The 23,015-nt window shown below is 65.6% G+C and carries 25 protein-coding genes; 9 read left to right on the top strand and 16 right to left on the bottom strand.

Annotation, left to right across the window (positions count from 1 at the left end; all coding sequences use genetic code 11):
* Positions 1-202 precede the first annotated feature (202 nt).
* The 3 genes from IVB12_RS12025 to IVB12_RS12015 are packed head-to-tail and all read left to right on the top strand — an operon-like array spanning position 203 to position 3,114.
* Entirely contained in the window at positions 203-1,051 is an 849-nt protein-coding gene (locus tag IVB12_RS12025; protein WP_247299088.1) for a chorismate mutase, read from the top strand.
* A 33-nt stretch (positions 1,052-1,084) separates the two neighbouring features.
* On the top strand, positions 1,085-2,182 hold the full coding sequence (hisC, locus tag IVB12_RS12020) for a histidinol-phosphate transaminase (RefSeq protein WP_247299086.1): 1,098 nt from the start codon (positions 1,085-1,087) through the stop codon (positions 2,180-2,182).
* Positions 2,179-3,114 (top strand): prephenate/arogenate dehydrogenase family protein, encoded by a 936-nt coding sequence (locus IVB12_RS12015; protein ID WP_247299084.1) that lies wholly within the window; start codon positions 2,179-2,181, stop codon positions 3,112-3,114. The genes hisC and IVB12_RS12015 overlap by 4 nt, the downstream gene beginning before the upstream one ends.
* 109 nt (positions 3,115-3,223) lie before the next feature.
* On the opposite strand, the gene IVB12_RS12010 is transcribed toward IVB12_RS12015, so the two are convergent.
* On the bottom strand, positions 3,224-4,408 hold the full coding sequence (locus IVB12_RS12010; RefSeq protein ID WP_247299082.1) for a DUF2125 domain-containing protein: 1,185 nt from the start codon (positions 4,406-4,408) through the stop codon (positions 3,224-3,226).
* 211 nt (positions 4,409-4,619) lie between these two features.
* On the opposite strand from IVB12_RS12010, the gene IVB12_RS12005 reads away from it, so the two are divergent.
* The gene (locus IVB12_RS12005; protein WP_247299080.1) at positions 4,620-5,231 is read left to right on the top strand and encodes a gamma-glutamylcyclotransferase; all 612 of its coding nucleotides are present in this window, start codon (positions 4,620-4,622) and stop codon (positions 5,229-5,231) included.
* On the opposite strand, the gene IVB12_RS12000 is transcribed toward IVB12_RS12005, so the two are convergent.
* From IVB12_RS12000 to ftsE, 4 genes are all read right to left on the bottom strand, one after another.
* The gene (locus IVB12_RS12000) at positions 5,228-6,001 is read right to left on the bottom strand and encodes a 1-acyl-sn-glycerol-3-phosphate acyltransferase (RefSeq protein ID WP_247299078.1); all 774 of its coding nucleotides are present in this window, start codon (positions 5,999-6,001) and stop codon (positions 5,228-5,230) included. The genes IVB12_RS12005 and IVB12_RS12000 overlap by 4 nt on opposite strands.
* Positions 6,002-6,023: 22 nt before the next feature.
* Positions 6,024-6,728 (bottom strand): YdcF family protein, encoded by a 705-nt coding sequence (locus tag IVB12_RS11995; RefSeq protein WP_247299076.1) that lies wholly within the window; start codon positions 6,726-6,728, stop codon positions 6,024-6,026.
* A gap of 272 nt (positions 6,729-7,000) precedes the next feature.
* A complete protein-coding gene (locus tag IVB12_RS11990) occupies positions 7,001-7,969 on the bottom strand; it encodes an ABC transporter permease (protein ID WP_247299074.1) in 969 nt (322 codons plus the stop codon).
* Entirely contained in the window at positions 7,962-8,621 is a 660-nt protein-coding gene (gene ftsE, locus IVB12_RS11985; RefSeq protein WP_247299072.1) for a cell division ATP-binding protein FtsE, read from the bottom strand. Before ftsE ends, IVB12_RS11990 begins: the two co-directional genes overlap by 8 nt.
* Positions 8,622-8,800: 179 nt before the next feature.
* Here ftsE and IVB12_RS11980 point away from each other — a divergent pair, with 179 nt between their 5' ends.
* Both IVB12_RS11980 and IVB12_RS11975 read left to right on the top strand, forming a co-directional pair.
* Entirely contained in the window at positions 8,801-9,679 is an 879-nt protein-coding gene (locus IVB12_RS11980; protein ID WP_247299496.1) for an MJ0042-type zinc finger domain-containing protein, read from the top strand.
* A gap of 46 nt (positions 9,680-9,725) precedes the next feature.
* Positions 9,726-10,100, top strand: a complete 375-nt coding sequence (locus tag IVB12_RS11975; RefSeq protein ID WP_247299070.1) for a response regulator — start codon at positions 9,726-9,728, stop codon at positions 10,098-10,100.
* A gap of 156 nt (positions 10,101-10,256) precedes the next feature.
* Here IVB12_RS11975 and IVB12_RS11970 read toward each other — a convergent pair whose 3' ends face one another.
* Positions 10,257-11,408 (bottom strand): DUF4175 family protein, encoded by a 1,152-nt coding sequence (locus tag IVB12_RS11970; protein WP_247299068.1) that lies wholly within the window; start codon positions 11,406-11,408, stop codon positions 10,257-10,259.
* Entirely contained in the window at positions 11,396-13,390 is a 1,995-nt protein-coding gene (locus tag IVB12_RS11965) for a TIGR02302 family protein (protein ID WP_247299066.1), read from the bottom strand. The genes IVB12_RS11970 and IVB12_RS11965 overlap by 13 nt, the downstream gene beginning before the upstream one ends.
* 170 nt (positions 13,391-13,560) lie before the next feature.
* On the opposite strand from IVB12_RS11965, the gene IVB12_RS11960 reads away from it, so the two are divergent.
* Together IVB12_RS11960 and IVB12_RS11955 are read left to right on the top strand one after the other, a co-directional pair.
* Positions 13,561-13,944 carry a carboxymuconolactone decarboxylase family protein gene (locus IVB12_RS11960; RefSeq protein ID WP_247299064.1) on the top strand — a complete coding sequence of 128 codons (384 nt, stop codon included), beginning with the start codon at positions 13,561-13,563 and terminating at the stop codon, positions 13,942-13,944.
* Between the two features lie 143 nt (positions 13,945-14,087).
* Entirely contained in the window at positions 14,088-14,993 is a 906-nt protein-coding gene (locus IVB12_RS11955; protein ID WP_247299063.1) for an NAD(P)-dependent oxidoreductase, read from the top strand.
* A 158-nt stretch (positions 14,994-15,151) separates the two neighbouring features.
* On the opposite strand, the gene lysA is transcribed toward IVB12_RS11955, so the two are convergent.
* The 3 genes from lysA to argH form a co-directional block, all read right to left on the bottom strand.
* Positions 15,152-16,417, bottom strand: a complete 1,266-nt coding sequence (gene lysA / locus IVB12_RS11950; protein WP_247299059.1) for a diaminopimelate decarboxylase — start codon at positions 16,415-16,417, stop codon at positions 15,152-15,154.
* Positions 16,418-16,440: 23 nt separating this feature from the next.
* Positions 16,441-16,734: a lipoprotein gene (locus IVB12_RS11945; protein WP_247299057.1), complete on the bottom strand. Its 294-nt coding sequence runs from the start codon at positions 16,732-16,734 to the stop codon at positions 16,441-16,443.
* Between the two features lie 94 nt (positions 16,735-16,828).
* Positions 16,829-18,226, bottom strand: coding sequence for an argininosuccinate lyase (gene argH, locus IVB12_RS11940; RefSeq protein WP_247299055.1), 1,398 nt, complete (start codon positions 18,224-18,226; stop codon positions 16,829-16,831).
* A 105-nt stretch (positions 18,227-18,331) separates the two neighbouring features.
* Here argH and IVB12_RS11935 point away from each other — a divergent pair, with 105 nt between their 5' ends.
* Positions 18,332-18,997, top strand: coding sequence for a TlpA disulfide reductase family protein (locus IVB12_RS11935; RefSeq protein ID WP_247299053.1), 666 nt, complete (start codon positions 18,332-18,334; stop codon positions 18,995-18,997).
* A 6-nt stretch (positions 18,998-19,003) separates the two neighbouring features.
* On the opposite strand, the gene IVB12_RS11930 is transcribed toward IVB12_RS11935, so the two are convergent.
* The 6 genes from IVB12_RS11930 to IVB12_RS11905 form a co-directional block, all read right to left on the bottom strand.
* On the bottom strand, positions 19,004-19,198 hold the full coding sequence (locus IVB12_RS11930; protein WP_247299052.1) for a hypothetical protein: 195 nt from the start codon (positions 19,196-19,198) through the stop codon (positions 19,004-19,006).
* A gap of 116 nt (positions 19,199-19,314) precedes the next feature.
* Positions 19,315-20,196 carry a 3-hydroxybutyryl-CoA dehydrogenase gene (locus tag IVB12_RS11925; protein ID WP_247279737.1) on the bottom strand — a complete coding sequence of 294 codons (882 nt, stop codon included), beginning with the start codon at positions 20,194-20,196 and terminating at the stop codon, positions 19,315-19,317.
* 195 nt (positions 20,197-20,391) lie between these two features.
* Positions 20,392-21,336, bottom strand: coding sequence for an FAD-binding protein (locus IVB12_RS11920; RefSeq protein WP_247299050.1), 945 nt, complete (start codon positions 21,334-21,336; stop codon positions 20,392-20,394).
* Entirely contained in the window at positions 21,336-22,085 is a 750-nt protein-coding gene (locus IVB12_RS11915) for an electron transfer flavoprotein subunit beta/FixA family protein (protein ID WP_247299048.1), read from the bottom strand. Before IVB12_RS11915 ends, IVB12_RS11920 begins: the two co-directional genes overlap by 1 nt.
* 124 nt (positions 22,086-22,209) lie before the next feature.
* A complete protein-coding gene (locus IVB12_RS11910; RefSeq protein ID WP_247299046.1) occupies positions 22,210-22,782 on the bottom strand; it encodes a cob(I)yrinic acid a,c-diamide adenosyltransferase in 573 nt (190 codons plus the stop codon).
* Position 22,783: 1 nt separating this feature from the next.
* Positions 22,784-22,978, bottom strand: a complete 195-nt coding sequence (locus tag IVB12_RS11905) for a twin transmembrane helix small protein (protein ID WP_024337274.1) — start codon at positions 22,976-22,978, stop codon at positions 22,784-22,786.
* Between the last annotated feature and the right edge of the window lie 37 nt (positions 22,979-23,015).

Below are 23,015 nucleotides of genomic sequence, written 5' to 3'. Positions count from 1 at the left end.
ACTTACTGTTTGGAGCGGTCTTCGTCAAGCCGCGGTCCGGATTAACCCCATTCGTCCCTGATACGTCGCCTGAAAAGGCCCAGCTTCTCCTAGCATTTCTCTTTGCTTTCGCGGCCTATCCTGCCTAATCAGGACATCGACCGCAGCGGTGACGGCACTGACCGATCCGCATTGGAACGCCTCTGAACAGCCGTTGTCAGTCATGTCCCAACGTCCGCCCGCGCCGCCATCGCTTCAGGAATTGCGCAAGGAGATCGACGCGATCGACGAGGGCATGCATCGCCTCCTGATGCAGCGCGGCGACATCATCCACCGCCTGATCCAGGTGAAGCAGACCCAGGAGGTCGGCTCCGCATTCCGGCCGGCGCGCGAGGCCGCCATGATGCGCGACCTCGTCCAGCGTCATCGCGGCATCCTGCCGCTCGACACGGTCGAGAGCATCTGGCGCGTCATCATCTCGACCTTCACCTATGTGCAGGCGCCGTTCTCCGTGCATGCCGACATCTCGGTGAGCGAGCCGGCGATGCGCGATTCCGCGCGCTTCCATTTCGGCTTCACCGTGCCCTACATCGCGCATTTCAGCGCGCAGGCCGCGGTCGAGGCGGTGGCGAAGTCGAAGGGCGACCTGGCGCTGGTCTCGGCGACCTCGAGCCGCACGCCGTGGTGGCTGGAGCTGGAAGAGACCGGCGCGCCCAAGATCATCGCGCGGATGCCGTTCGTCGAGCGCGCCGACCATCCGGCTGCACTGCCGGTGTTCGCGATCTCGCGCGTCGCCGACAGCGCGCTGGTGACTGAGGTCGAGACCTTCAGCGTGCGCGTATCGGGCTGGAACGCCGAGGTCGCGCGCGCCCTGTCGCCGCTTGCCGAAATCGTGGCGGTGCCCGATACCGCCTTCGACGGCGCCGCCCTGCTGGTCTCGGTCACGAGCGCGACCAGCATCGACAAGATCAGGGCTGCCCTGATCGAGGCGGGGGCCTCGGTGCGCTCCACGGCCCTCGTCGGCAGCCACGCAACGCGCTATACGGTGCCCCCGACCGGGCCGAAATCGTAAGTCGCGAGCCGTCCCGCCAATCCGGAGTTGAAGATGTCCCGCCCCGTGCCGAATCCCGGCATTCTCGATATTGCGCCCTACACGCCCGGCAAGAGCCCGGTGCCGGAGCCGGGCCGCAAGGTGTTCAAGCTCTCGGCCAACGAGACGCCGTTCGGGCCCTCGCCGAAGGCGATCGAGGCGTTCAAGCGCGTGGCGGATCATCTGGAGGATTATCCGGAAGGCACCTCGCGCGTGCTGCGCGAAGCGATCGGCCGCAGCTTCGGCCTCGACCCCAACCGCATCATCTGCGGCGCCGGCTCCGATGAGATCCTCAATCTGCTCGCGCACACTTATCTCAGCCAGGGCGACGAGGCGATCTCGACCACCCACGGCTTCCTGGTCTACCCGATCGCGACCATGGCGAACGGGGCCAAGAACGTGGTGGCGCCCGAAACCAACTTCACCGCCGACGTCGATGCCATCCTCGAGGCCGTGACACCGCGGACAAAACTGGTCTGGCTCGCCAATCCCAACAACCCGACCGGCACCTATCTGCCGTTCGATGAGGTCAAGCGCCTGCGCGCCGGCCTGCCCTCGCAGGTGCTGCTGGTGCTGGACGCCGCCTATTGCGACTACGTCTCGCGCAACGATTACGAGATGGGAATCGAGCTCGTCGCCACCACCGAGAACACGGTGGTAACGCACACCTTCTCCAAGATCCACGGACTTGCGGCGCTGCGCATCGGCTGGATGTTCGGCCCCGAGCACATCATCGACGCAGTCAACCGCATCCGCGGTCCCTTCAACGTGTCGACGCCGGCGATGTATGCCGCGGTCGCCGCGATCGAGGACACCGCGCACCAGGCGATGTCGAAGCAGTTCACCGAGACCTGGCGCAACCGGCTGACCGAGGAGATCGGCAAGATCGGGCTGAAGGTGACGCAGAGCGTCGCCAATTTCGTGCTGATCCACTTCCCGACCGACAAGGGCAAGACCGCGGATGATGCCGACGCCTTCCTCACCGAGCGGGGCCTGGTGCTGCGCGCGCTGAAGAATTACGGCCTGCCGCATGCGCTGCGCATGACTATCGGCACCGAGGAGGCCAACCGCCTCGTGGTCGAGGCCTTGCGCGACTTCATGGGCGGCAAATGAGCGCGCAGGCGCACTTCCAGCGCGTCGCGCTGATCGGCTTTGGCCTGATCGGCGGCTCGATCGCGCGCGCTGCGAAGCTCCAGGGCTTGGTGAGTGAGATCGTCACCACCGCGCGCTCGGAAAAGACGCGCGCGCGGGTCGCCGAGCTCGGCATCGTCGACCACGTCGTGGCGACCAACGCGGAAGCGGTGAAGGATGCCGATCTCGTCATCCTCTGCATTCCCGTCGGCGCCTGTGGCGAGGTCGCGCGGGAGATCGCCGCGCATCTCAAGCCGGGTGCAATCATCTCCGACGTCGGCTCGGTCAAGGGCGCGGTGGTCAGGGACATGGCCCCGCATCTGCCGCAGGGCGTTCATTTCGTGCCGGCGCATCCGGTCGCGGGCACCGAGCATTCCGGTCCGGATTCGGGCTTTGCCGAGCTCTTCATCAACCGCTGGTGCATCCTCACGCCACCGGAAGGCGTCGATGCTGCTGCCACCGATCGCCTGCGCGCGTTCTGGGCGGCGATGGGCGCCAAGGTCGAAATCATGACGCCGGATCATCATGATCTCGTGCTCGCGATCACCAGCCATCTGCCGCATCTGATCGCCTACACCATCGTCGGCACGGCCGACGAGCTGGCGCAGGTGACGGAATCCGAGGTGATCAAATTCTCCGCCGGCGGCTTTCGCGATTTCACCCGGATCGCCGCGTCCGACCCGACGATGTGGCGCGACGTCTTCCTCGCCAACAAGGAGGCCGTGCTGGAGATGCTCGGCACCTTCACCGAGGACCTCGCCAAGCTCACCCGCGCGATCCGCCGCGGCGACGGCGAAGCTCTGTTCGACCACTTCACCCGCACCCGCGCCATCCGCCGCGGCATCGTCGAGATCGGCCAGGATTCGGCCGCGCCCGATTTCGGCCGGCCGCACGCTGCGCTGAAGAAGCCGTAACTTCACTCCCGTCATTCCGGGGCGCGCGAAGCGCGAACCCGGAATCTCGAGATTGCGGCTCGAGATTCCGGGTTCATTCGCTTCGCAAATGCTCCGGAATGACGGCGAGTCAATACAGCGGCGGGATCTGGCCGACCTTGACCGGACCGAGCAGCACGGCGCCGTCGACGAATTTCAGCGGAAAGCTTCTCGCCTTCTTGCCCTCGAGCGTGCTCTCGGTGCCGATCGAATTGATGCCGGCGGCGACGCCGGCATTGGCGTTCTGCTTGATGACCTTGCCGAGCCCCGGAACGGCGCGGTCGAGCGCGCCGAAGAGATTGTTGAGATCCTGCGACTTCACGCCGGGCGCGACGCGGTCGAGCGTTGCCTGCGGTACGCCCTCCTCCAGTATCTTGTCGATGCCGAGCGCCGGGATCACGCGCTCGAGGCCCGTCACCGTCATCTGCAATTCGCCGTCGAGCCGGCCAGTGGCCGAGAGGCCGAGCGTGCCGGCCGCAACCGCGATCATCTCGCCCTGCTGGATCCGCGACTGCACGATCTCGATATGGCCGCCGGCGGCCTGGATCTCGCGGAAGCGCTGCGGCCAGGGTTTTGGCGTGACGTCGGTGAGGCCGGTGACCTTCGCGCGCGTGTCGGCCTCGAACGGCTCGGCGAGCAAGGGATGAACGCCCTGGATGCTGCCCTGCGCGACATGGAGCACCGTCTCGATGACCGGATGATCGGGCGACGATCCGTCCGCGAGGCGGCCGTGCAGCTCGACCTGCTTGGCGCGCGCGAGCGGCACCGGCACGCTGCCGTCGAGACGGTTGAGGCCGGGATCGTCGAACACGATGGAGGCGCGATCCGGCACGGCCGGCAGACCCACCACGCTAGCGCGGCCCTTGCTCCAGTTCACCACGAAGGTGTTTTGCGTGACGCCGTCAGTCAGCGTCGCCGGCGCGGAGAACTCGGCGATGACGAGCTTGGGGTCGTAGACCTGGGCGACGACCAGGATGTTGTCGAGCTTGGCCGTAAACGGCGTCTTGCTCGCATTCTGCGACACCAGGGCGACGCTGGCGCCGGAGCACTGGACCTCGAAGCGGAACGGGAATCCCGCGATCGAGCGCTTGGCGCAATCATAGATGCGTCCGGATTTGGCCTCCTGCGCGCGCCAGGCGTCTGCGGCAATTTCGGCCTGCGACGCCGCGTAGAACCAGAAACAGCTCCAGGCGACCGCGAGGACCAGGACGAGAACGGGTGCGATGAAAAGGCCCCAACGGGAGCGACGGCCTGTGGCAACGGTCATATTGGACATGCGGCGACCCTTTGACCCCAGATTCAGGCAAATGTAAGCGAGGTCCGCCCCCGACGAAAGGCGGAGAATCCGCTTCGCTTGGGGGCACCGTTCTGCTAAAGCGCGGCGCGATTTGGAAAAATCGTCATCGCGCTTTAGCTCCTTGTTCGAGCATGATCTTTTCGGAAAACCGCTTCACACTTTTCCGGATCATGCTTTAGCCGTGCCCGAAATGTCGGAAATCACCCTCCCCTCCGTCACCACCGCCAACGGCGACCTCTGGGTGTTCGGCTACGGCTCGCTGATGTGGCGGCCGGGGTTCGAATTCGAGGAGCGCGTCCCGGCGCGGCTGGTCGGCGAGCATCGCGCGCTCTGCGTCTATTCCTTCGTGCACCGCGGCACGCCGGAGAAGCCCGGCCTGGTGCTCGGGCTCGACCGCGGCGGCGCCTGCCGCGGCATCGCCTTCCGCGTCGCCGAGAAGAACCGCAGCGAGGTCGTCGCCTATTTGCGGGCACGCGAGCAGGTCACCTCGGTCTACCGCGAGGTGATGCGCTCGGTATGGCTGGAGAACGATGCGCGGCAGCGCGTCTCCGCACTCACTTATGTCGTGGACCGCGGTCATGTCCAATATGCCGGCCGGCTCTCGCTCACCGAGCAGCACCGCCATGTCATCCAGGGCCATGGCCAGTCCGGCGCCAATCGCGACTACGTCACCGCGACGGTGAAAGCGATCGAAGCCGAAGGCTTTCGCGACACGCAGCTGCACCAGCTTGCGACGATGCTGCACGGCGATGCGCATTCCCTGCACGCGCCGGCGCCGACCGAAGATCGCGAGAACCGCTAACTGTCCGACCGCGCGTAGCTCGGCGCGGAGCCGATCAAGTGCTCCTGCTCTTTCCGGCCGGCTTCGACGAGACGGTCGGTCGCGTCTTCGATCGCCGTCTGCACGCGCGCGAGAAACTCGTCCTTCGGCAGGCCCGACGGCAGTGGATCGAGGAATTCCACCACCAGCGTGCCGGGATAGCGCATGAAGGTGCGACGCGGCCAGAACAGGCCGGAATTGAGCGCGACCGGCAGGCACTGCACGCCGCAGGAGGAGTAGATCTGCGCAAACCCTGTCTTGTAGGCGGGGGCAGCGCCCGGCGCGCGGCGCGTGCCTTCCGGAAAGATCACGAGCTGACGGCCGCCGCGCACGGCCTCGCGCGCCCGCCGTGTCATGTCCAGCAGCGCTTTCACGCCGGCATTGCGGTCGATCGCGATCATGCCGGTCTTGACCAGGAATTGACCAAAGACCGGGATCTGCATGAGCTGGCGCTTGAGGATGAAGATCGGGTGCTCGAAAAAGCCGGGCAGCACGAACGTCTCCCAGAACGACTGGTGCTTTGCCACGACCAGCAACGGTCCCTGCGGGATCTTCTCGACCCCGCGGAATTCCACCTTGATGTTGCAGATCACGCGCATCAGGATCAGCGTCGCCTTCGCCCACCATTCCGCGACCGTCAGCATGGCGCGCGGCGGCAATGCGAAGGTCGGCAGCGCCACGATCGCCAGGCACACCAGCACGGCGTAGAACAGCACGTTGAACACGAGCGAGCGCAGGAAAATCAGGAACATCGACGATCCGATCAATTGCCGGTCAATTGGCCTGTGCTGTGGCGGGCCGCTTCGGCTGCACGCCCACAGGCTGCTCCGACACTTCGGGCGAAAGGTCAATCCCGAAATTCTCCAGCCGCACCCTGAGCTCGGCCGCGACGTACTTGGCGTATTCCGACAGCAGCAGCCGCAACGTCGGCGCCGAAGTCCACCACGGCTCCTCGCGCCATTTGTCCCCGACCACCGCGAACGGGATCAATGTGGTCTGCGGCATCGCATGGGAGAATTCCACCAGCGCGCGGGGCATGTGATAGTTCGAGGTGACCACGATCAGCGATTTGAACTGGCGCCCCTCGGCCCAGCGCCGCGCCTCCGCCGCATTGCCGCGGGTCGAGAGCGCGGTGCGGTCGAGGTCGACGCAACAGGACATGAAGGAGTGGTTCTCCGGCAGGGTGCGGGAGATGTCGCTCGCCGTCGAAGTCGGATGCACGCCCGAGATCAGGAGCCTCCTGCCGTAGCCGGCAGCGAGCAGCTCCATCGCGTCCGACACCCGGGAGGAGCCGCCGGTCAGCACCACGATGCCGTCCGCCTTGCGATCCGGCACCATCTCGGCGCCGCGCAATTGCGACAGGAACGCAACGAAGCCTGCTGCCGCGCCGATGAAGGCAAGCGCGATCGTCGACACGATTGCCGCGCGCAGCCAGCCGCGCGGCAGTTTTGGCGATCGATCGTCGGTCGGCGAGGTCATGCGATGTCGGTGATCCCTTCCCAGAGGTGATTTTAAGACGTTTTGAGGCGAAGTGGAGTCTGGTTTCTTTACCCTCTCCCCTTGTGGGAGAGGGTGGCTCGCCGCGAAGCGGCGAGACGGGTGAGGGGTCTGTCTCCGCACATTCGGCCTCGACGTTCGTGCGCGCGGACAGATACCCCTCATCCGGCGCTTCGCGCCACCTTCTCCCACAAGGGGAGAAGGGAAGCAGCGAGTCAGTCGCGAGTATGTCGTCCAACTCTATCACCCAACACTCAATCGATATCATTCAGCGTCGCGAACAGCGTCTGGCGGGAGGCGACCGCGGTGATGGCGCCGATCAGCACCGCCTGGACCGCGAGCACGATGTAGCCGGATGGCCGCAGCGAGAAGGTGCCGAGCAGCGCGGCGAACTGATCGCCGACAGGGGTGCCGGAGAACCAGCCCGCGATCGACTCGGAGAAGCCGAACACCAGCATGGCGGCGCCGCCCCCGATCACGCCGCCCTCCAGGCCCAGCCTGAGGAAGTGGCGCAGGAAGCGGTTGGCGATGTAACGGTCGCCGGCGCCGACGAAATGCAGGACCTCGACGATCGGGCGGTTCGCCGCCATGGCGCCGCGGGTCGCGAACGAGACCGAGATGATGGTGGCGATGATGACGAGGGCGAGAATGCCGATGCCGGCGAGCACGGTGGCGTTGGTCATCGAGCGCATGCGCTCGATCCAGGCGCGGTGATCGTCGACACTCGCGCTCGGCGCCACCTGGGTGACCCGCGCGCGCAGGACGCCGAGATCGAGCGGCGTGCCCGGTTGCACGCGCGCGATGATCATGCGCGGCACCGGCAGATCGTCCATCGACAGGCCGCTGCCCAGCCAAGGCTCGAGCAGCTTGCCGCTTTCGTCCTTGCTGAACGGCTTGACCTCGACGATGCCGGCTTGCGCGCGCATCGCCTCCGTTACCGCCGCGGTGTCGCGTTCGAGATCGCGGCCAGCCTGCGGACGGACCTGGATGGTGATTTCGCTCGCGACCTCCGACTGCCATTCGGCGGCGGAAGCGCTGACCAGCAGCACCGTGCCGGTCGTCATCGAGGCGAGGAAGGTCATGATGGCGACGACGGCGACCAGCGCGCGGCCGTGGATCGAGGCACGCGGCACGATCGGCGACATGTTGCGCGCCTGGGCCGGAAGCTGCGGACGCTCCTGCCCGAGGTCAACCAGCACGCCGCGCTCGTCGGTCCTACTCATAGACGTGCAACCGTCCCTGATGCAGCACCAGGCGCCGCGCCTCGTACTGGTCCATCAGGCCGATGTCATGGGTTGCGATGATGACGGCCGTGCCTGATTTGTTGAGCTCGATGAACAGCCGCAGCAGGCGGCGGCCGAGCGTCGGGTCGACGCTGCCGGTCGGCTCGTCCGCGAGCAGCAGCTGCGGGCGCGAGATCACGGCGCGCGCGATCGCCGCGCGCTGCTTTTCGCCGCCGGACAGGATCGGCGGCAGCGCATCCATGCGGTCGCCGAGGCCGACCCAGCGCAGAAGATCGATGACCTCCTTGCGATAGCTCGACTCACTACGCCCCATGACGCGGAATGGCAGCGCGACGTTCTCATAGGTCGTCATGTGGTCGAGCAGGCGGAAATCCTGGAGCACGATGCCGATGCGCTTGCGCAGGTCGGCGATCTCGTCCTTGCCGAGCCGCGAGATATCCTCGCCGAATAGATTGACGAGGCCCCGTGTCGGCCGATGCGACAGGAACAACAGGCGCAACAGTGAGGTCTTGCCGGCGCCGGACGGTCCGGTGAGGAACTGGAAGGAATGCGCCGGGATCTGGAAGTTGAGGTCGCGCAGAACCTCCGGCCCCAGACCGTAACGCAATCCGACATTTTCGAACCGAACCAAGCTCAGCTCCGTTCGAGAGGGGGCGCGGGCCACACGGCTGCACCCTGCCATACGCGACTGACGGGTTTTGCGACCGTTATGGTTTCCGGTTCGTTAACGCTCGCCCGGTAGCATAAGGACAACCCGGTTCTTCGCGACCGTGACATCGTCAAGACCAGTCCATGCATCAAGGCTCGTCCATGCATATCGTCTGCCCTCATTGTACGACATCCTACGCCATCAAGCCTGCGAGCCTGGGTGCGAACGGCCGGACGGTGCGCTGCTCCCGTTGCAAGGAGACCTGGGTCGCCCATGCCGAGGATGCGATCGAGGAGGCGTCCGTCCCGGCCATGGCCGCGGCAAGCCAGGCCGAGGACCAGTCCGACCTCGCCGCGCAGTGGAACTCATACGCCAAGGACGATAGCACTGCCGACACTCCGGTTGTCGAAAGCCCCTCGATCGCCAGCGACTGGCCGACCGAGGACATCAAGGAGATCGAGGATGAGTGGTCGGCGGCGGCCCGGGCCGCCGAGGAGGACGTCGCCGGCGCGCAGCACCAGTCCTGGTTCCGCGGCCTATTCCGTCGCCGCGGCGCGCGGGTCAGTCGCCCGGCCGCCCCGGCGGCGTCGCCAAAATCCAATTTCGGCCTGCCGACGGCCTGCGCCGCCATGGGCGCGCTGGTGCTGGCATTGGTGATCTGGCGCGGTGACATGGTGCGGCTGCTGCCGCAGACGGCGGCGTTCTACAAGTTGGTGGGGCTCGAGGTTAATGTGAGAGGGCTGGCCTTCAAGGACGTCAAGCTATCCAGCGAGACCGTGGACGGTAAGCAGGTGCTGGTGATCGAGGGCGTGATCGTCGGAGAGGGCAAGAAGCCGCTCGACATCCCGCGCCTGCGCTTCGCCGTGCGCGACGCGCAAGGAGCGGAGATCTACGCCTGGAACACGGTGCTGGAGCAGACCGTGCTGCGGCCCGGCGAGCGCGCCTTCTTCCGCTCGCGCCTGGCCTCGCCGCCGCCGGACGGCCGCAATATCGACGTTCGCTTCTTCAACCGGCGCGACATTGCCGGTGGCAGCGTATAATCAGCCTCACAAGATCCGCGCGGGAGTTGGTCCCGAGGTTTGTCTGATGCCGAAAATCCTGATCGCCGATGACGAAGATTCGATGCGCACGCTGGTGGCGCGCGCCATCGCCATGGACGGCCACGAGACCGTCACCGCGCAAGACGGCGCCGAGGCGCTGGAGATCCTGAACCGAGAGGGCGGGGCGTTCGACCTGCTGCTCACCGACATCCAGATGCCCGTTATGGACGGAATCGCGCTCGCCCTCTCCGCCGCGCGCGATTTCCCCAACCTGACCATTCTCTTGATGACCGGCTTTGCCGATCAGCGCGAGCGCGCCTCGAACCTCAATGCGCTGGTGCATGATGTCGTGACAAAACCCTTCTCGGTCGCCGACATCCGCACCGCCGTGGCGGATGCGCTGGCAGCGAGGAAGGGGTAGCGGGCGGCATTAGCCACGCATAGCGCTGTCATGCTCCGCGAAGGCGGGCATCCAGTACGCTGCAGCCTATCGTTCGGACCACAATTGTGTCGGAATACTGGATCGCCCGCCCCAGTGCGCAAGCGCACAAGGGGGGCGATGACACCAAGTGTGAGGTCAAAAATCCTTGAGCAGGCGCTCGATATAGTCGAGCTCGATCTGCGGGCGCGAGGTATCGCCTAAGCGGCGGCGGAGCTCTTCGAGGATGCGGCGGACACGCTGGGCGTCGATCTCGCCGGGGATCTTGACGGTGTAGTCGTCGCTGAGATCGCGGCCGTGAAGCGGACGGCCCAGCGGATCGGTCTGATTGGCGCCGCTCTGCTGACGGCCGGCCCGATTGCCGGGACCATCGCCCTGCCCGTCACCGTCCCCCTGCTGCATGGCCTCGGCCATCTTCTGCGCGCCCTTGCGCAAGGCATCGAGGGCCTTGCCCTGCGAATCCACGGCGCCGTCGGCGTTGCCCTCGCCGAGCTTCGATCCGGCATCGCCCATGGCCCCGTCGGCGTCATCCAGACTGCCGTCGTCATCGCCTTGGTCGCCGTCCTGATCGCCATTCTGGCCGGGCTGGCCCTGGTCGCTTTGCTGACCCTTCTGCCCTTTCTGACTCTGACCTTTTTGTCCCTTCTGCGCGAGGCCGCGCTTGGCGAGTTCGTCCTGCAGCTTCTTCAGACGGTCGCGCAGCGCCTGCTGGTCCTGCTGGAGGTCCGACATCGACTGGTCGCCCTGCTGCTTGCCGCGCGAACGGTCGCGCCGGGAGTCCTGGCCCTGCTTGAACGTCTTGTCGCGCAATTGCTGCTGCTTGCGGATCATGTCGCTGAGCTCGTTGAGCGCCTGCTCCATGTCGCTGTCGCCGGATTGCCCGGGCTGCGCCATCTGGAGATTTTCCATGATCTGCGCGAGCTGCTCGAGCATGCGCTGGGCCGCCTCGCGGTTGCCTTCGCGCGCCGCCTTCTCGATCTGCCGCAAGAGGTCGTCCAGATCGCGCTGCGTGATGACATTGCGATCGCGGCTGGAGGATTGGCTGCGTTCCGTCGCCCGCTTGTACTCCTCCAGCTTCTGGATGGCGTCAGACTGATTGCTCAGGCTCTTGCCGGATTCCTTCTGCCTGAGGCTGTCGCCGGACTCCTGCATCGCCTTTTCGGCGCTGTCGAGCAGCGCGTCAGGATCCTGATCCAGCTGGGCAGCGACCGGCGAGACGCCGCCGAGCAGCAGGGCGACACAGGCGATCGACATCGCCTTCAAGACTGGCACGCGTGCTAGCTTCCGCATTTCCGGTCCCGCGTAAACTGGTTGGTCTTGTCGTCCCCCGTCTTGTTGGCACCGCTGCTTGCCGACTTCCGATAGGCCTGAAGCTGCTCGCGCAATGTGTCCTGCTGCTGCGCCAGCTCTGCGAGCTGCTCGGGCGTCGCATGCTGGGTCTTCTGTCGCAGCTCGATCGCCTTGTCGAGGATGAGCTGGACCTCCGCGGGGAACGGCTGCCGCGCTCCGAGCGGATTTTGCTCGGCGCGCCGCGCGAGGTCGCGCACCTTGCCGGCCATGGCCTCGCGGAGCTTTTGCGTCAGCACCCTGATCTCGTCCTCGCTGGCGCCGCGCTCCAGCGCCGCCTTGAGCGCGTCCTGCGCCGAACGCAGCGCCGCGTTGACGCTGCCGGCGACGCCGTCGTCCTCGATGGTGACCGCGAACGCCCACATGCTCGCCACCACCTCGCGCAGCGCGTCGTCGGTGCGGGCCGCCTCCAGCTGGGACGCCAGGCTGCGCAGGCCGAGATAGCAGCCGGCATCCGGCGTGAACAATTCGGGCGCGATCATCAGCGCGTCGAGCGCGGTGTAGACGTCGGAATTCCTGTTGGCGTCGAGCGCGAGGATGCGGCGCTGCTCGATCAGCGCGCGCGCGAGCGAGTTCGTGAACAGCCGTTCGGGCAGGCGCATGTTGAAGGGCTCGCTTCGCGCCTCGTTGCCGGCCTCGTCCTTGGCGGTGAGCGTCAGCGTGACCTCCGCGCCGGCATAGGGATCCTCGCTGAGGTCCTTCACCGTCTGGCCGACGCCGTTACGGGTGCGCGCGTTCGGCAGCACCAGCGGGAATTGCGGCGGCTGGAACAGCGGCCGCGCCGCGCCTTTGCCGTCGGCGTCCTTGCTGTTGTCCTTGTTATCCTTGGCGGTATCCTTGGCGCCATTCTTGCCGGCATCCTTGGCAGCATCCTTGGCGTCGGCGGGGCGCAGCGCAATGTGCGCGTCGGCACCGGTGACGCCGTAATCGTCCTCGATCTTGTAGGAGAGCTGGAGCGCGCCGCGCGCCTGCCGCTCGGGGTCCTTGGCGAGCGCGATCGTCGGCGGGCGGTCCGGCGTCGCCGTGAAGGTCCATTGCGGCTGGCCGGAGGGCGCGCGGACATGCGCGGTGCCGTCGGCGGCGATGGCAAAGTGCTTTTCGTTGGTGCCCTTGGGCGCGGCTTCCACCGGGGCGACCTCCTTGAGGCCGCCGGAGACCGCGACATCCAGACTGCCGCCGGAGGAGCGCACGATCAGGGTCGAGCCGGCCGGGACGGCAAGGGGGCTGCTGGCCGGCAATGCCGCGGCTTCCTTGTTGGCGGCCGACAGGATGACCGGCGGCTTGCCGGTGTAAAGCGGGGGCGTCACCCAAGCGTCGACGCGAACATTGGTCGGGGCCAGCACGCCATTCCAGTCAAAGGCGGCCCGGAGCCGCATCGCGCGCTCGTCGCCGGCGGCGAAGAAGGTCGCAACCAGCATTACCATGACCAGCGCACGCAGCGCCCAGGGATCGTGAAACGCGAGCCGCGGATGCGGCAGACCGGCGCGGATGCGCTTGAGCGAGGCCAGCGTGCGCTCGCGTTGCGCCTGCCACAGCGCCTTGGCGACCGGGTCTTGCGAGGTCAGCGTGTCCGTGAGTGTGGTGGCCGGGCGGTGGCGGATGCCGGAGCCACGGTCGAGCCGGCTCAGCGCCTCCTCACGGCTCGGCCAGCGAAAGCGTATCAACGGGAACAGGGTAGCAATCGCGACGCCGGCGAAGATGACAAGACCGATCGCGCGGGCGACAAACGGCAAGGACAGCCAGAGGCCAGCCCAGGACACCACCAGGAAAAGGCCGGCGACAGTCAGGAGCCGCGCCAGATTCGGCCAGGCACGCTCCCACGCGATGGCATAGGTCGCCCGATCGAGGGCCTGCGCCAGCTTCAGCCGCGACAGAGCGTCGCCCTCGCGGATCGGGTCTGACGGGTCGGGGGTGACGCCGTTCAATCAGCTCTCCAGGTTGCCCGGTAGAGAGAAGCCTACCACAACGGCAGCACTGAGGCATCCATTCCGGCACGGGAGAGACCCCTTTTCCCGCATAACACGAGGACGTGACTGGCCCGGCGCAACCCCGTAATTTCCGCGACGCCATTCCGAGGAAAAACGAAGGAAACGCCATGGACAAGAAGATGCACGACAAGGGCCTGGAAGTCCGCAAAGCGGTGCTGGGCGAGGCCTATGTCAACAACGCCCTGAAGAACGTCGACGATTTCAACCGTCCGTTCCAGGAGATGCTCAACGAATATTGCTGGGGCGCGGTGTGGGGCCGCGAGGAACTGCCGCGCAAGACCCGCAGCATGCTCAACATCGCGATGATCGCGATCCTCAACCGCCAGCACGAGTTCCGCGCGCATCTGAAGGGCGCACTGACCAACGGCGTCACCCGAGAGGAGATCCGCGAGATCCTGATGCAGGTCGCGATCTATGGCGGCATGCCGGCCGCCGTCGACAGTTTCCGCATCGCGCGCGAGGTGTTCGCAGAGATCGATGGGAAGGCGTGAGGGCAAGCCACCTCCGCCGTCATCCCGGTCAAGCGTCAGCGCAAATCTCGATCGGCGCGCGCTTGAGCCGCGCTTGTCGGGACGACTCCGAGGGTGGAGTGCGCATCTTTCATAACAACGAATAACAAACCCAAGGAAACAGCATGGACATCGGATTCATCGGGCTCGGAAACATGGGTTTCCCGATGGCGCGACGGCTGATTGAGGCCGGACACAAGCTCGTCGCGTTCGACACGCGCAAGGAGGTCGTCGACAGGCTGATGGCACGCGGCGCGACGGCTGCGACATCACCGAAGGATGTCGCCGACCAGGTCGAGACGGTGATGGCGAGCCTGCCGTCGCTGCAGGCCTCGCTCGAGGTCGCGACGGGCGCAAACGGCGTGATCGAGGGCAGGCGCGCGAAACGCTTCGTCGATCTGTCGACGGTCGGCTCGCAGATGGCTTCGAAGATTCACGGCCTGCTCGCCAAACGCAACATCGTGCAGGTCGACTGCCCCGTGTCCGGCGGGGTCGGCGGCGCCGAGAAAGGCACGCTGGCGGTGATGGTCTCAGGGCCGAAAGCCGAGTTCGAGCTGCTCAAGCCGGCGCTCGACGTGATCGGAAAGGTGTTCTTCATCGGCGAGAAGCCGGGCGCAGCGCAGACCATGAAGCTCGCCAACAATTTCCTGTCGGCCACGGCCATCGTGGCAACGTCGGAGGCCGTGGTGATGGGTGTCAAGGCCGGGCTCGATCCCGCCGTGATGATCGACGTCATCAATGCGGGCTCGGGCATGAACACGGCGAGCCGCGACAAGTTTCCGCGTTCGGTTCTGCCGCGCACCTTCGACTTCGGTTTCGCCACGGGATTGATGGTGAAGGACGTGCGGCTGGCGCTGGAGGAGATGAAGCAGCTCGGGCTATCGATGGAAGTCGCTGATGCCGTGGGACGGTTGTGGGAGACGGTGATCAGCGCGGAAGGCGCCGAGTCCGACTTCACCGCGGCAATCAAGCCGATCGAGAGGAAGGCGGGAGTTGTGGTTGAAGCGAAGGGCGGTTTGGCCGGGAAGTAGCGAAGTGCAGATCGAAGTGCAGATGCAGCACCCACTACCCGAGGGAAAGGTCTGCCGAAGATTCGTCGTTAGCAGCTTCGCGCGACACGCCCTCGGGGGTTATGGATCCTGGCTGTCGCACGACGACACTGAATTTGTGGCGCCCCGCCGTCGTGCTGTCACAGCCACGGCGCCGGCGTATCCATCGCGATCAGCTGTTCGACCTCGATGCGCGGGCGCACCACTGCGTATTGCTCGCCCTTCACCAGCACCTCCGGCACCAGCGGCCGCGTGTTGTAGGTGCCCGCCTGCACCGCGCCATAGGCGCCGGCGGTCATGATGGCGAGCAGATCGCCCGCCTTTGGCGTCGGCAGCGTGCGGTCGAGGGCGAGATAGTCGCCGGTCTCGCAGACCGGGCCGACGACGTCGGCCATGATGGTGGCCGCACCCTTGGCGGGCTGCGTCACCGGCAGGATGTCGTGATGCGCCTCGTACAGCGTCGGGCGGATCAAATCGTTCATGGCAGCGTCGATGATGACGAAATTCTTGCCGTCGCCATGCTTCACGTAGATGACCTTCGTGACCAGGATGCCGGCGTTGCCGACGATCATGCGCCCCGGCTCGAACATCAGCGTGCAGCCGAGATTGTGGCTGACGCGCTTGACCATGGCGGCGTAGGCGTCGGGTGCCGGCGGCGCCTCGCGATCCATGTAATAAGGAATGCCGAGGCCGCCGCCGAAATCGACATGCGAGATGTTGTGGCCGTCGGCGCGCAGCGTCTGCACGAACTCGGAGAGGATCCGGAACGCGGTCTCCATCTTGGAGAGGTCGGTGATCTGGCTGCCGATATGCACGTCGGTGCCGGTCACCTCGATGCCCGGGAGTCTTGCGGCGCGGGCATAGACCTCGCGGGCATGAGCGATCGGAATGCCGAACTTGTTCTCGGACCTACCGGTGGAGATTTTTGCGTGCGTGCCGGCATCGACGTCGGGATTGACGCGCACGGAGATGCGCGCGGTCTTGCCCATCTCGGTCGCAAGTCGCGACAAAAGCTCGAGCTCGGGCTCGGATTCGACGTTGAGACAGAGGATGTCGGCGGCAAGCGCCGCGCGCAATTCGGTTTCCGTCTTGCCGACACCGGAGAACAGGATCTTAGCTGGGGGGATGCCCGCGGCGAGCGCGCGCTTCAATTCACCGCCGGAGACGACGTCGGCGCCGGCGCCCAGCTTGGCCAGGGTGCGCAGCACCGACTGGTTGGAGTTCGCCTTCATGGCGTAGCAGACCAGCACCTTCTCGCCGGCGAAGGCTTCCGAGAAGACGCGATAGTGCCGCTCCAGCGTCGCCGTCGAATAGCAATAGAACGGCGTGCCGACGGTTGCGGCCAGCTCGGACAGGTTCACCGCCTCGGCGTGCAGCACGCCGTTGCGATAGTCGAAATGGTTCATGGCGCAGGCTCGGTTGTCCCGGCTTATTTCTTACCGGGAGGTTCGTCCAGGAGCGGATCGAGAATAAACGATTTCTTCCTGCCCTTGGCCGCCGCGGGCGCGGCGTCCACACCGTAGGTGGGATTGAACACGCTCGGCGTCCCCTGGGCTTCGATCTCGGTGTCGGTCGGCGCCGCACCGTTGGCCGTGGGCGCATTGGAGGCGGTCGGCGGCAGATCCAGCGGACCCTTGCGTCCGCAGCCGGCGAGCGCCAGCGCCGTCAGACTAAGGACAATGATGGCCCACCCCGAGCCGGCCGGGCGAAACTTTGACGTCACGACGAAATCCCCACTACGCGGCGCGCACCATACAGAGATTGGTGCGCTCTGGCGAGAGCCCGCATGACCATGAAAAACAAGCCAAATTTTGCCATTAGCCCGATTTTCGCTGCTTTTCCAGCCGCTTCGCCCAAGCCTTGGCCTGCGACGCCACGTTCTTCGGCGCGGTGCCGCCAAAGCTGGTGCGGCTCTTCACCGACGATTCGACCGAGAGCACGCCGAGCACGTCTTTGGTGATCTTGGGCTCGATCGCCTGCATCTCCTTCAGTGGCAGCTCGTGCAGCGCGACGCCGCCTTCGGCGGCCTTGGCCACGATTCGGCCGGTGACGTGGTGGGCCTCGCGGAACGGCATCTTCAGCGTCCGCACCAACCAGTCGGCGAGATCGGTCGCGGTGGCGTAACCCTCGCCCGCGACCGCCTTCATCCTCGCTTCGTCGGGCGCGAGGTCGCGGACCATGCCGGTCATGGCGCGGATCGCCAGCGACAACGCGGCAAAACCTTCCATCGCGCCCTGCTTGTCCTCCTGCATGTCCTTTTGATAGGCGAGCGGCAGGCCCTTCATCACGATCAGAAGACCGTTGAGCGCACCGATCACGCGGCCGGTCTTGGCGCGCACGAGCTCGGCGGCATCCGGGTTGCGCTTCTGCGGCATGATCGAGGAGCCAGTCGTGAATTTATCGCTGAGGCGGATGAGGCCAACCAGCGGCGAGGTCCAGATCACGATCTCCTCGGCAAAGCGCGACATGTGCACAGCGCAGATCGAGGCGGCCGCCAGCGTCTCCAGCACGAAGTCGCGATCGGACACCGCATCGAGCGAGTTCGCCATCGGCCGGTCGAAGAGGAGCGCCTTCGCCGTGGCGTGGCGGTCGATCGGGAATGAGGTGCCGGCGAGCGCGGCCGCGCCCAGCGGCGATTCATTGAGCCGCTTGCGCGCGTCCTGGAAGCGGCCGCGGTCGCGCGCGGCCATCTCGACATAGGCAAGCAGGTGGTGGCCGAAAGTGACGGGCTGCGCGGTCTGCAGATGCGTGAAGCCGGGCATCACGGTCGCGGCGTGCTCCAGCGCGCGCTCCACCAGCGCCTGCTGGAACGCGGCCAGCGCAGCATCGGTCTCGTCGATGACGTCGCGGACGAACAGGCGAAAATCGGTTGCGACCTGGTCGTTGCGCGAGCGCGCCGTGTGCAGCCTTCCGGCGGCGGGGCCGATCAGCTCGGACAGCCGGCTCTCGACGTTCATGTGAATGTCCTCGAGCGCGCGCTTGAACGCGAAGCCGCCCTTGCCGATCTCTGACAAAATCGTGTCTAGACCCTTGCCGATATTTTTCGCATCAGAGGCAGTGATGATGCCCTGGCTGGCGAGCATCGCGGCGTGGGCCTTGGACGCGGCAATGTCCTGGGCGAACAGGTGACGATCGACGTCGATAGAAACGTTGATCTCCTCCATGATCTCATCGGGACGTTCCGAGAACCGGCCGCCCCACATCTTGTTGCTCATGATCCCCTGCTCACGCCTTGCCTGTCGCTAGTCACGTTTGCTGGCCGCGGCCAGCCGTATTAAGAGGCCCCTGATAGCCACATCTGCGACCGGATGACAAACGATATGCTCGACAAAACGCCTTCGGCCACGCGCCGAATCCCACTCGTCATCGCCATTGTGGCGATCGGGGGCCTGGCCGGCTTCGCCGCGCTGTACGGGCTGGGTCTGAGCCGGGCGCCGTCGGGCGATCCGGTCTGCCGGTCCGCGGTGGCGACTGCGCAGAAAATCGCCCCGCTCGCCCATGGCGAGGTGGCGGCGCTGACCATGGCGAGCACCCCCTTCAAGCTGCCAGACCTCGTCTTCGAGGACGCCGACGGCAAGCCGAAGAAGCTGTCCGACTTCCGCGGCAAGACGCTGCTGGTGAACCTGTGGGCCACCTGGTGCGTGCCCTGCCGCAAGGAGATGCCGGCGCTGGACGAGCTCCAGGGCAAGCTGTCGGGCCCGAATTTCGAGGTGGTGGCGATCAACATCGACACCCGCGACCCCGAAAAGCCCAAGACCTTCCTGAGAGAGGCCAATCTGACCCGGCTCGGCTATTTCAGCGACCAGAAAGCCAAGGTTTTTCAGGATCTTAAAGCCGTGGGCCGGGCCTTGGGGATGCCGACATCGGTGCTGGTCGACCCGCAAGGCTGCGAGATCGCGACGATTGCGGGGCCGGCGGAATGGGCCAGCGAGGACGCGCTCAAGCTGATCCGGGCGGCGACGGGCAAGGCTGCCGCGTCGCTTTAGAGAATTTTAGGCCGTGACGTTGAGATTGCCGCCGATGCCGGGGCCTACATTGGCGAGCGAGGGCTGGCCGGCGCCCATCAGCGCCAGGACGGTGGATTTCTCCATGTCCATGTTCTGCTTGGTCAGCGTCGCTGCGATATTCGATTGCAGCGCGCCTTGCTGAGCGGCCAGCATGGTGCTGACCATCGCCATCATGTCCATTACGCGAACCCTCGTACCGGCCCTAACCTAGGCGTGAGGGGTTAACGAGAGGTGAGCGAGTTTCCGTGCCCCGGCTCGGCAGCGCTCCGCGCTGCGTCCGGGGGCACGAGAGTACCTTACCGCGTCGGTACCGGCTTGGCGCCGCGATAGTCGTAGAAGCCGCGCTGGGTCTTGCGGCCGAGCCAGCCGGCTTCGACGTATTTCACGAGCAGCGGGCACGGGCGGTACTTGGAATCTGCCAGCCCCTCATGCAGCACCTGCATGATGGAGAGGCAGGTGTCGAGGCCGATGAAATCGGCGAGCTCCAGCGGGCCCATGGGATGATGGGCCCCTAACTTCATCGCGGCATCGATCGCCTCGACGTTGCCGACGCCTTCGTACAGCGTGTAGATCGCCTCGTTGATCATCGGCAGCAGGATGCGGTTGACAATGAAGGCCGGGAAATCCTCGGAGACTGCGACCTGCTTGCCGAGCCTGGCGACGAATTCCTTGGATGCCTCGAAGGTCGCATCATCGGTAGCGATGCCGCGGATCAGCTCGACCAGCTCCATCAGCGGCACCGGATTCATGAAGTGAATGCCGATGAAGCGCTCCGGCCGGTCGGTGGCGGCGGCGAGCCGCGTGATCGAGATCGACGACGTGTCGGAGGCGACGATCGCCTCCGGCTTCAACACCGCGCACAGTTCGTGGAAAATCTTGCGCTTGACCTCTTCCTTCTCGACCGCGGTCTCGATCACGAGGTCGCAGTCGGCGAGGTCGTCCAGCTTCTCGGCAAGCTTGATGCGCGCGAGCGCCTTGGCCTTGTCGTCCTCGGTGACGGCCTTCTTGGAGACCTGTCGCGCCAGATTGCCGTTGATGGTGGCCATGCCCGACTTGAGGCGGTCGGCCGAGACGTCATTGAGCACCACGTCGAAGCCGGCCAGCGCCGCAACATGCGCGATACCGTTGCCCATCTGACCCGCGCCGATCACGCCGACCTTCTTGATCACTGCCGCCATCATGTCATCCACCGGAACGGCGCGCGACGAGCGCGCCCTGCCTATCCCCTCGAGCCGGGAGCTCCGATTTAATCAGAACCCTGGCTCGAAACCTAGATTGGATCGCTTCCAAGGCGTGCCCCACGCCAAAGAAAACGCCTCAGAAAAGCAACACCGGCCGGAGTTTATAGCTCCGGCCGGTGTTTTTAGCCCGTTTTACTTGCCGAGCTTGCCGAGTTCGGCCGTCAGCTCCGGAACCGCTTGGTAGAGGTCCGCCACCAGGCCGTAATCGGCGACCTGGAAGATCGGCGCGTCCTCGTCCTTGTTGATCGCCACGATCACCTTGGAGTCCTTCATGCCAGCCAGATGCTGGATCGCGCCGGAAATGCCCACCGCGACATAGAGCTCGGGAGCCACGACCTTGCCGGTTTGGCCGACCTGCCAGTCGTTCGGCGCATAGCCCGCGTCGACCGCCGCGCGCGAGGCACCGACGCCGGCGCCCAGCTTGTCGGCGAGCGGCTCGATGTACTTTGCGAAATTCTCGCGGCTCTGCATGGCGCGGCCACCGGACACGATGATCTTGGCCGAGGTCAGTTCCGGACGGTCGCTCTTGGCGACTTCCTCGCCGACGAACGTCGACAGGCCGGGATCGGCGGCCGCCGCGACGTTCTCGACGGGCGCACTGCCGCCCTCGCCTGCTGCGGCGAAGGTGGAGGTGCGCACCGTGATGACCTTCTTGGCGTCCTTCGACTTCACCGTCTGGATGGCGTTGCCGGCATAGATCGGGCGCTCGAAGGTATCGGGTGCGACCACCTTGATGATCTCCGAGACCTGCATGACGTCGAGCAGGGCTGCGACACGCGGCATCACGTTCTTGAAGCGCGAGGTCGCGGGCGCGACGATCGCGTCATAGCTGGACGCCAGCGACACGACCAGCGCGGCCAGCGGCTCGGCGAGATCGTGCGCGTAGAGCTCGCCATCGGCGAGCAGCACCTTCTTGACGCCGGCAAGCTTGGCGGCGGCATCCGCCGCGGCCTTGGCGTTCTGGCCGGCCACCAGCACCTCGACCTCCGCGCCGAGCGCGGCAGCCGCGGTGAGCGCCTTGTTGGTCGCATCCTTCAACGACGCATTGTCGTGTTCGGCAATCAGAAGCGTCGTCATCAGAGCACCCCGGCTTCGTTCTTGAGTTTCGACACCAGCTCGGCGACGTCCTTGACCTTGACGCCTGCCTTGCGGCCCGCCGGCTCGGTCGTCTTGAGAATCTCGAGGCGCGCAGCGACGTCGACGCCGTAATCGGCGACGGTCTTTTCCGCGATCGGCTTCTTCTTGGCCTTCATGATGTTGGGCAGCGAGGCATAGCGCGGCTCGTTGAGACGCAGATCGGTGGTGACGATCGCCGGTCCCTTCAGCTTCACGGTCTGGAGGCCGCCATCGACTTCGCGCGTGACCTTGAAGTCAGAACCTTCGACCTCGAGCTTGGAGGCGAAGGTCGCCTGCGACCAGCCGAGCAGCGCGGCCAGCATCTGGCCGGTCTGATTGGAGTCGTCGTCGATTGCCTGCTTGCCGAGGATGATCAGGCCCGGCTGCTCTTCTTCGGCAACCTTCTTCAAAATCTTGGCCACCGCGAGCGGCTCGACATTGCCATCGACCTTCACCAGGATGCCGCGGTCGGCGCCCATGGCGAGGCCGGTGCGGATCGTCTCCGACGCCTGTGCGGGCCCGATCGAGACCACCACGATCTCAGTCGCTTTGCCGCCTTCCTTCAGGCGCAGCGCTTCCTCGACCGCGATTTCATCGAACGGGTTCATGGACATTTTGACGTTGGCGAGTTCAACGCCCGATCCATCGCTTTTGACGCGGACCTTGACGTTGTAATCGACCACCCGCTTTACCGGCACTAAGACCTTCATCGATCCTCTTTCAGTCAATTTGGGAAGGGGTTATCAACTGGCGCGGAACCTAAAGGCCTGATCAGGCCCGGTCAACGCGCGAAGGGCCAAATTTTAGACCTTAGAAACGCCCGGCCCAAATGGGTCAGCGGTTCTGGCCGGGAACCCAGAGCACGTCGCCGGCACCGTCCCCGTTGGCGACTCGGCTGGCCACGAACAGGAAGTCCGACAAACGGTTCATATATTGGATGCCAGCCGCGCTCACCGGTTCGCTGGGCCGGGCCGCCAGCTCTACCACCACTCGTTCCGCCCTGCGGCATATCGTGCGGGCGACATGGAGATGAGCCGCGGCCGGCGTGCCGCCCGGCAACACGAAGGAAGTCAGCGGCGCGAGCTTGTCGTTGAGTGCGTCGATGTCGCGCTCGAGCCGCTCGACCTGGCTCGCCACCACCCGCAGCCGCTCCGCTTTGCCTTCACGCTCGGGCACCGCAAGGTCGGCGCCGAGATCGAACAAATCGTTCTGGATGCGGCCAAGCATCGCGTCGAGCTCGGGCATATCAGAGGTGTGGAGCCGCACCACGCCGATCGCGGCATTGGTCTCGTCCACGGTGCCATAGGCCTCGATGCGCAGATCGTATTTCGGACGACGCTCGCCGGATCCGAGCGCGGTGGTGCCGTCGTCGCCTGTCTTCGTGTAGATTCGATTCAATACAACCATGTCAGCGCCCCATCGCCCAGACCGCGGCCATTGCGATGATGATCGCCACGAACTGAAGCAGCACGCGCCAGCGCATCAGCTTCTGCGAGGTGTTGGGCGAGCCGCCGCGCATCATGTTGATGAGCCCGAGCAGCAGCACCAGGGCCACGGCGCCGGCTGCCGCCGGCAGGATGAAAGTACTCAGGAGAGATGCCATTTGAGGGTAGATAGCACCGTGTGCGCCGCTCCGCCAT

Source organism: Bradyrhizobium sp. 179, from assembly GCF_023073535.1.
Taxonomy (GTDB): domain Bacteria; phylum Pseudomonadota; class Alphaproteobacteria; order Rhizobiales; family Xanthobacteraceae; genus Bradyrhizobium.
This window is presented reverse-complemented; position numbering and strand designations above follow the sequence as displayed.

Excerpts from the sequence above, each read along its gene's own strand:
- IVB12_RS12025 (WP_247299088.1), top strand. The coding sequence starts at position 203 with ATGTCCCAACGTCCGCCCGCGCCGCCATCGCTTCAGGAATTGCGCAAG.
- hisC (WP_247299086.1), top strand. The coding sequence starts at position 1,085 with ATGTCCCGCCCCGTGCCGAATCCCGGCATTCTCGATATTGCGCCCTAC.
- IVB12_RS12015 (WP_247299084.1), top strand. The coding sequence starts at position 2,179 with ATGAGCGCGCAGGCGCACTTCCAGCGCGTCGCGCTGATCGGCTTTGGC.
- IVB12_RS12010 (WP_247299082.1), bottom strand. The coding sequence starts at position 4,408 with ATGTCCAATATGACCGTTGCCACAGGCCGTCGCTCCCGTTGGGGCCTT.
- IVB12_RS12005 (WP_247299080.1), top strand. The coding sequence starts at position 4,620 with ATGTCGGAAATCACCCTCCCCTCCGTCACCACCGCCAACGGCGACCTC.
- IVB12_RS12000 (WP_247299078.1), bottom strand. The coding sequence starts at position 6,001 with ATGTTCCTGATTTTCCTGCGCTCGCTCGTGTTCAACGTGCTGTTCTAC.
- IVB12_RS11995 (WP_247299076.1), bottom strand. The coding sequence starts at position 6,728 with ATGACCTCGCCGACCGACGATCGATCGCCAAAACTGCCGCGCGGCTGG.
- IVB12_RS11990 (WP_247299074.1), bottom strand. The coding sequence starts at position 7,969 with ATGAGTAGGACCGACGAGCGCGGCGTGCTGGTTGACCTCGGGCAGGAG.
- IVB12_RS11980 (WP_247299496.1), top strand. The coding sequence starts at position 8,801 with ATGCATATCGTCTGCCCTCATTGTACGACATCCTACGCCATCAAGCCT.
- IVB12_RS11975 (WP_247299070.1), top strand. The coding sequence starts at position 9,726 with ATGCCGAAAATCCTGATCGCCGATGACGAAGATTCGATGCGCACGCTG.
- IVB12_RS11970 (WP_247299068.1), bottom strand. The coding sequence starts at position 11,408 with ATGCGGAAGCTAGCACGCGTGCCAGTCTTGAAGGCGATGTCGATCGCC.
- IVB12_RS11960 (WP_247299064.1), top strand. The coding sequence starts at position 13,561 with ATGGACAAGAAGATGCACGACAAGGGCCTGGAAGTCCGCAAAGCGGTG.
- IVB12_RS11955 (WP_247299063.1), top strand. The coding sequence starts at position 14,088 with ATGGACATCGGATTCATCGGGCTCGGAAACATGGGTTTCCCGATGGCG.
- lysA (WP_247299059.1), bottom strand. The coding sequence starts at position 16,417 with ATGAACCATTTCGACTATCGCAACGGCGTGCTGCACGCCGAGGCGGTG.
- argH (WP_247299055.1), bottom strand. The coding sequence starts at position 18,226 with ATGAGCAACAAGATGTGGGGCGGCCGGTTCTCGGAACGTCCCGATGAG.
- IVB12_RS11935 (WP_247299053.1), top strand. The coding sequence starts at position 18,332 with ATGCTCGACAAAACGCCTTCGGCCACGCGCCGAATCCCACTCGTCATC.
- IVB12_RS11930 (WP_247299052.1), bottom strand. The coding sequence starts at position 19,198 with ATGGACATGATGGCGATGGTCAGCACCATGCTGGCCGCTCAGCAAGGC.
- IVB12_RS11925 (WP_247279737.1), bottom strand. The coding sequence starts at position 20,196 with ATGGCGGCAGTGATCAAGAAGGTCGGCGTGATCGGCGCGGGTCAGATG.
- IVB12_RS11920 (WP_247299050.1), bottom strand. The coding sequence starts at position 21,336 with ATGACGACGCTTCTGATTGCCGAACACGACAATGCGTCGTTGAAGGAT.
- IVB12_RS11915 (WP_247299048.1), bottom strand. The coding sequence starts at position 22,085 with ATGAAGGTCTTAGTGCCGGTAAAGCGGGTGGTCGATTACAACGTCAAG.
- IVB12_RS11910 (WP_247299046.1), bottom strand. The coding sequence starts at position 22,782 with ATGGTTGTATTGAATCGAATCTACACGAAGACAGGCGACGACGGCACC.
- IVB12_RS11905 (WP_024337274.1), bottom strand. The coding sequence starts at position 22,978 with ATGGCATCTCTCCTGAGTACTTTCATCCTGCCGGCGGCAGCCGGCGCC.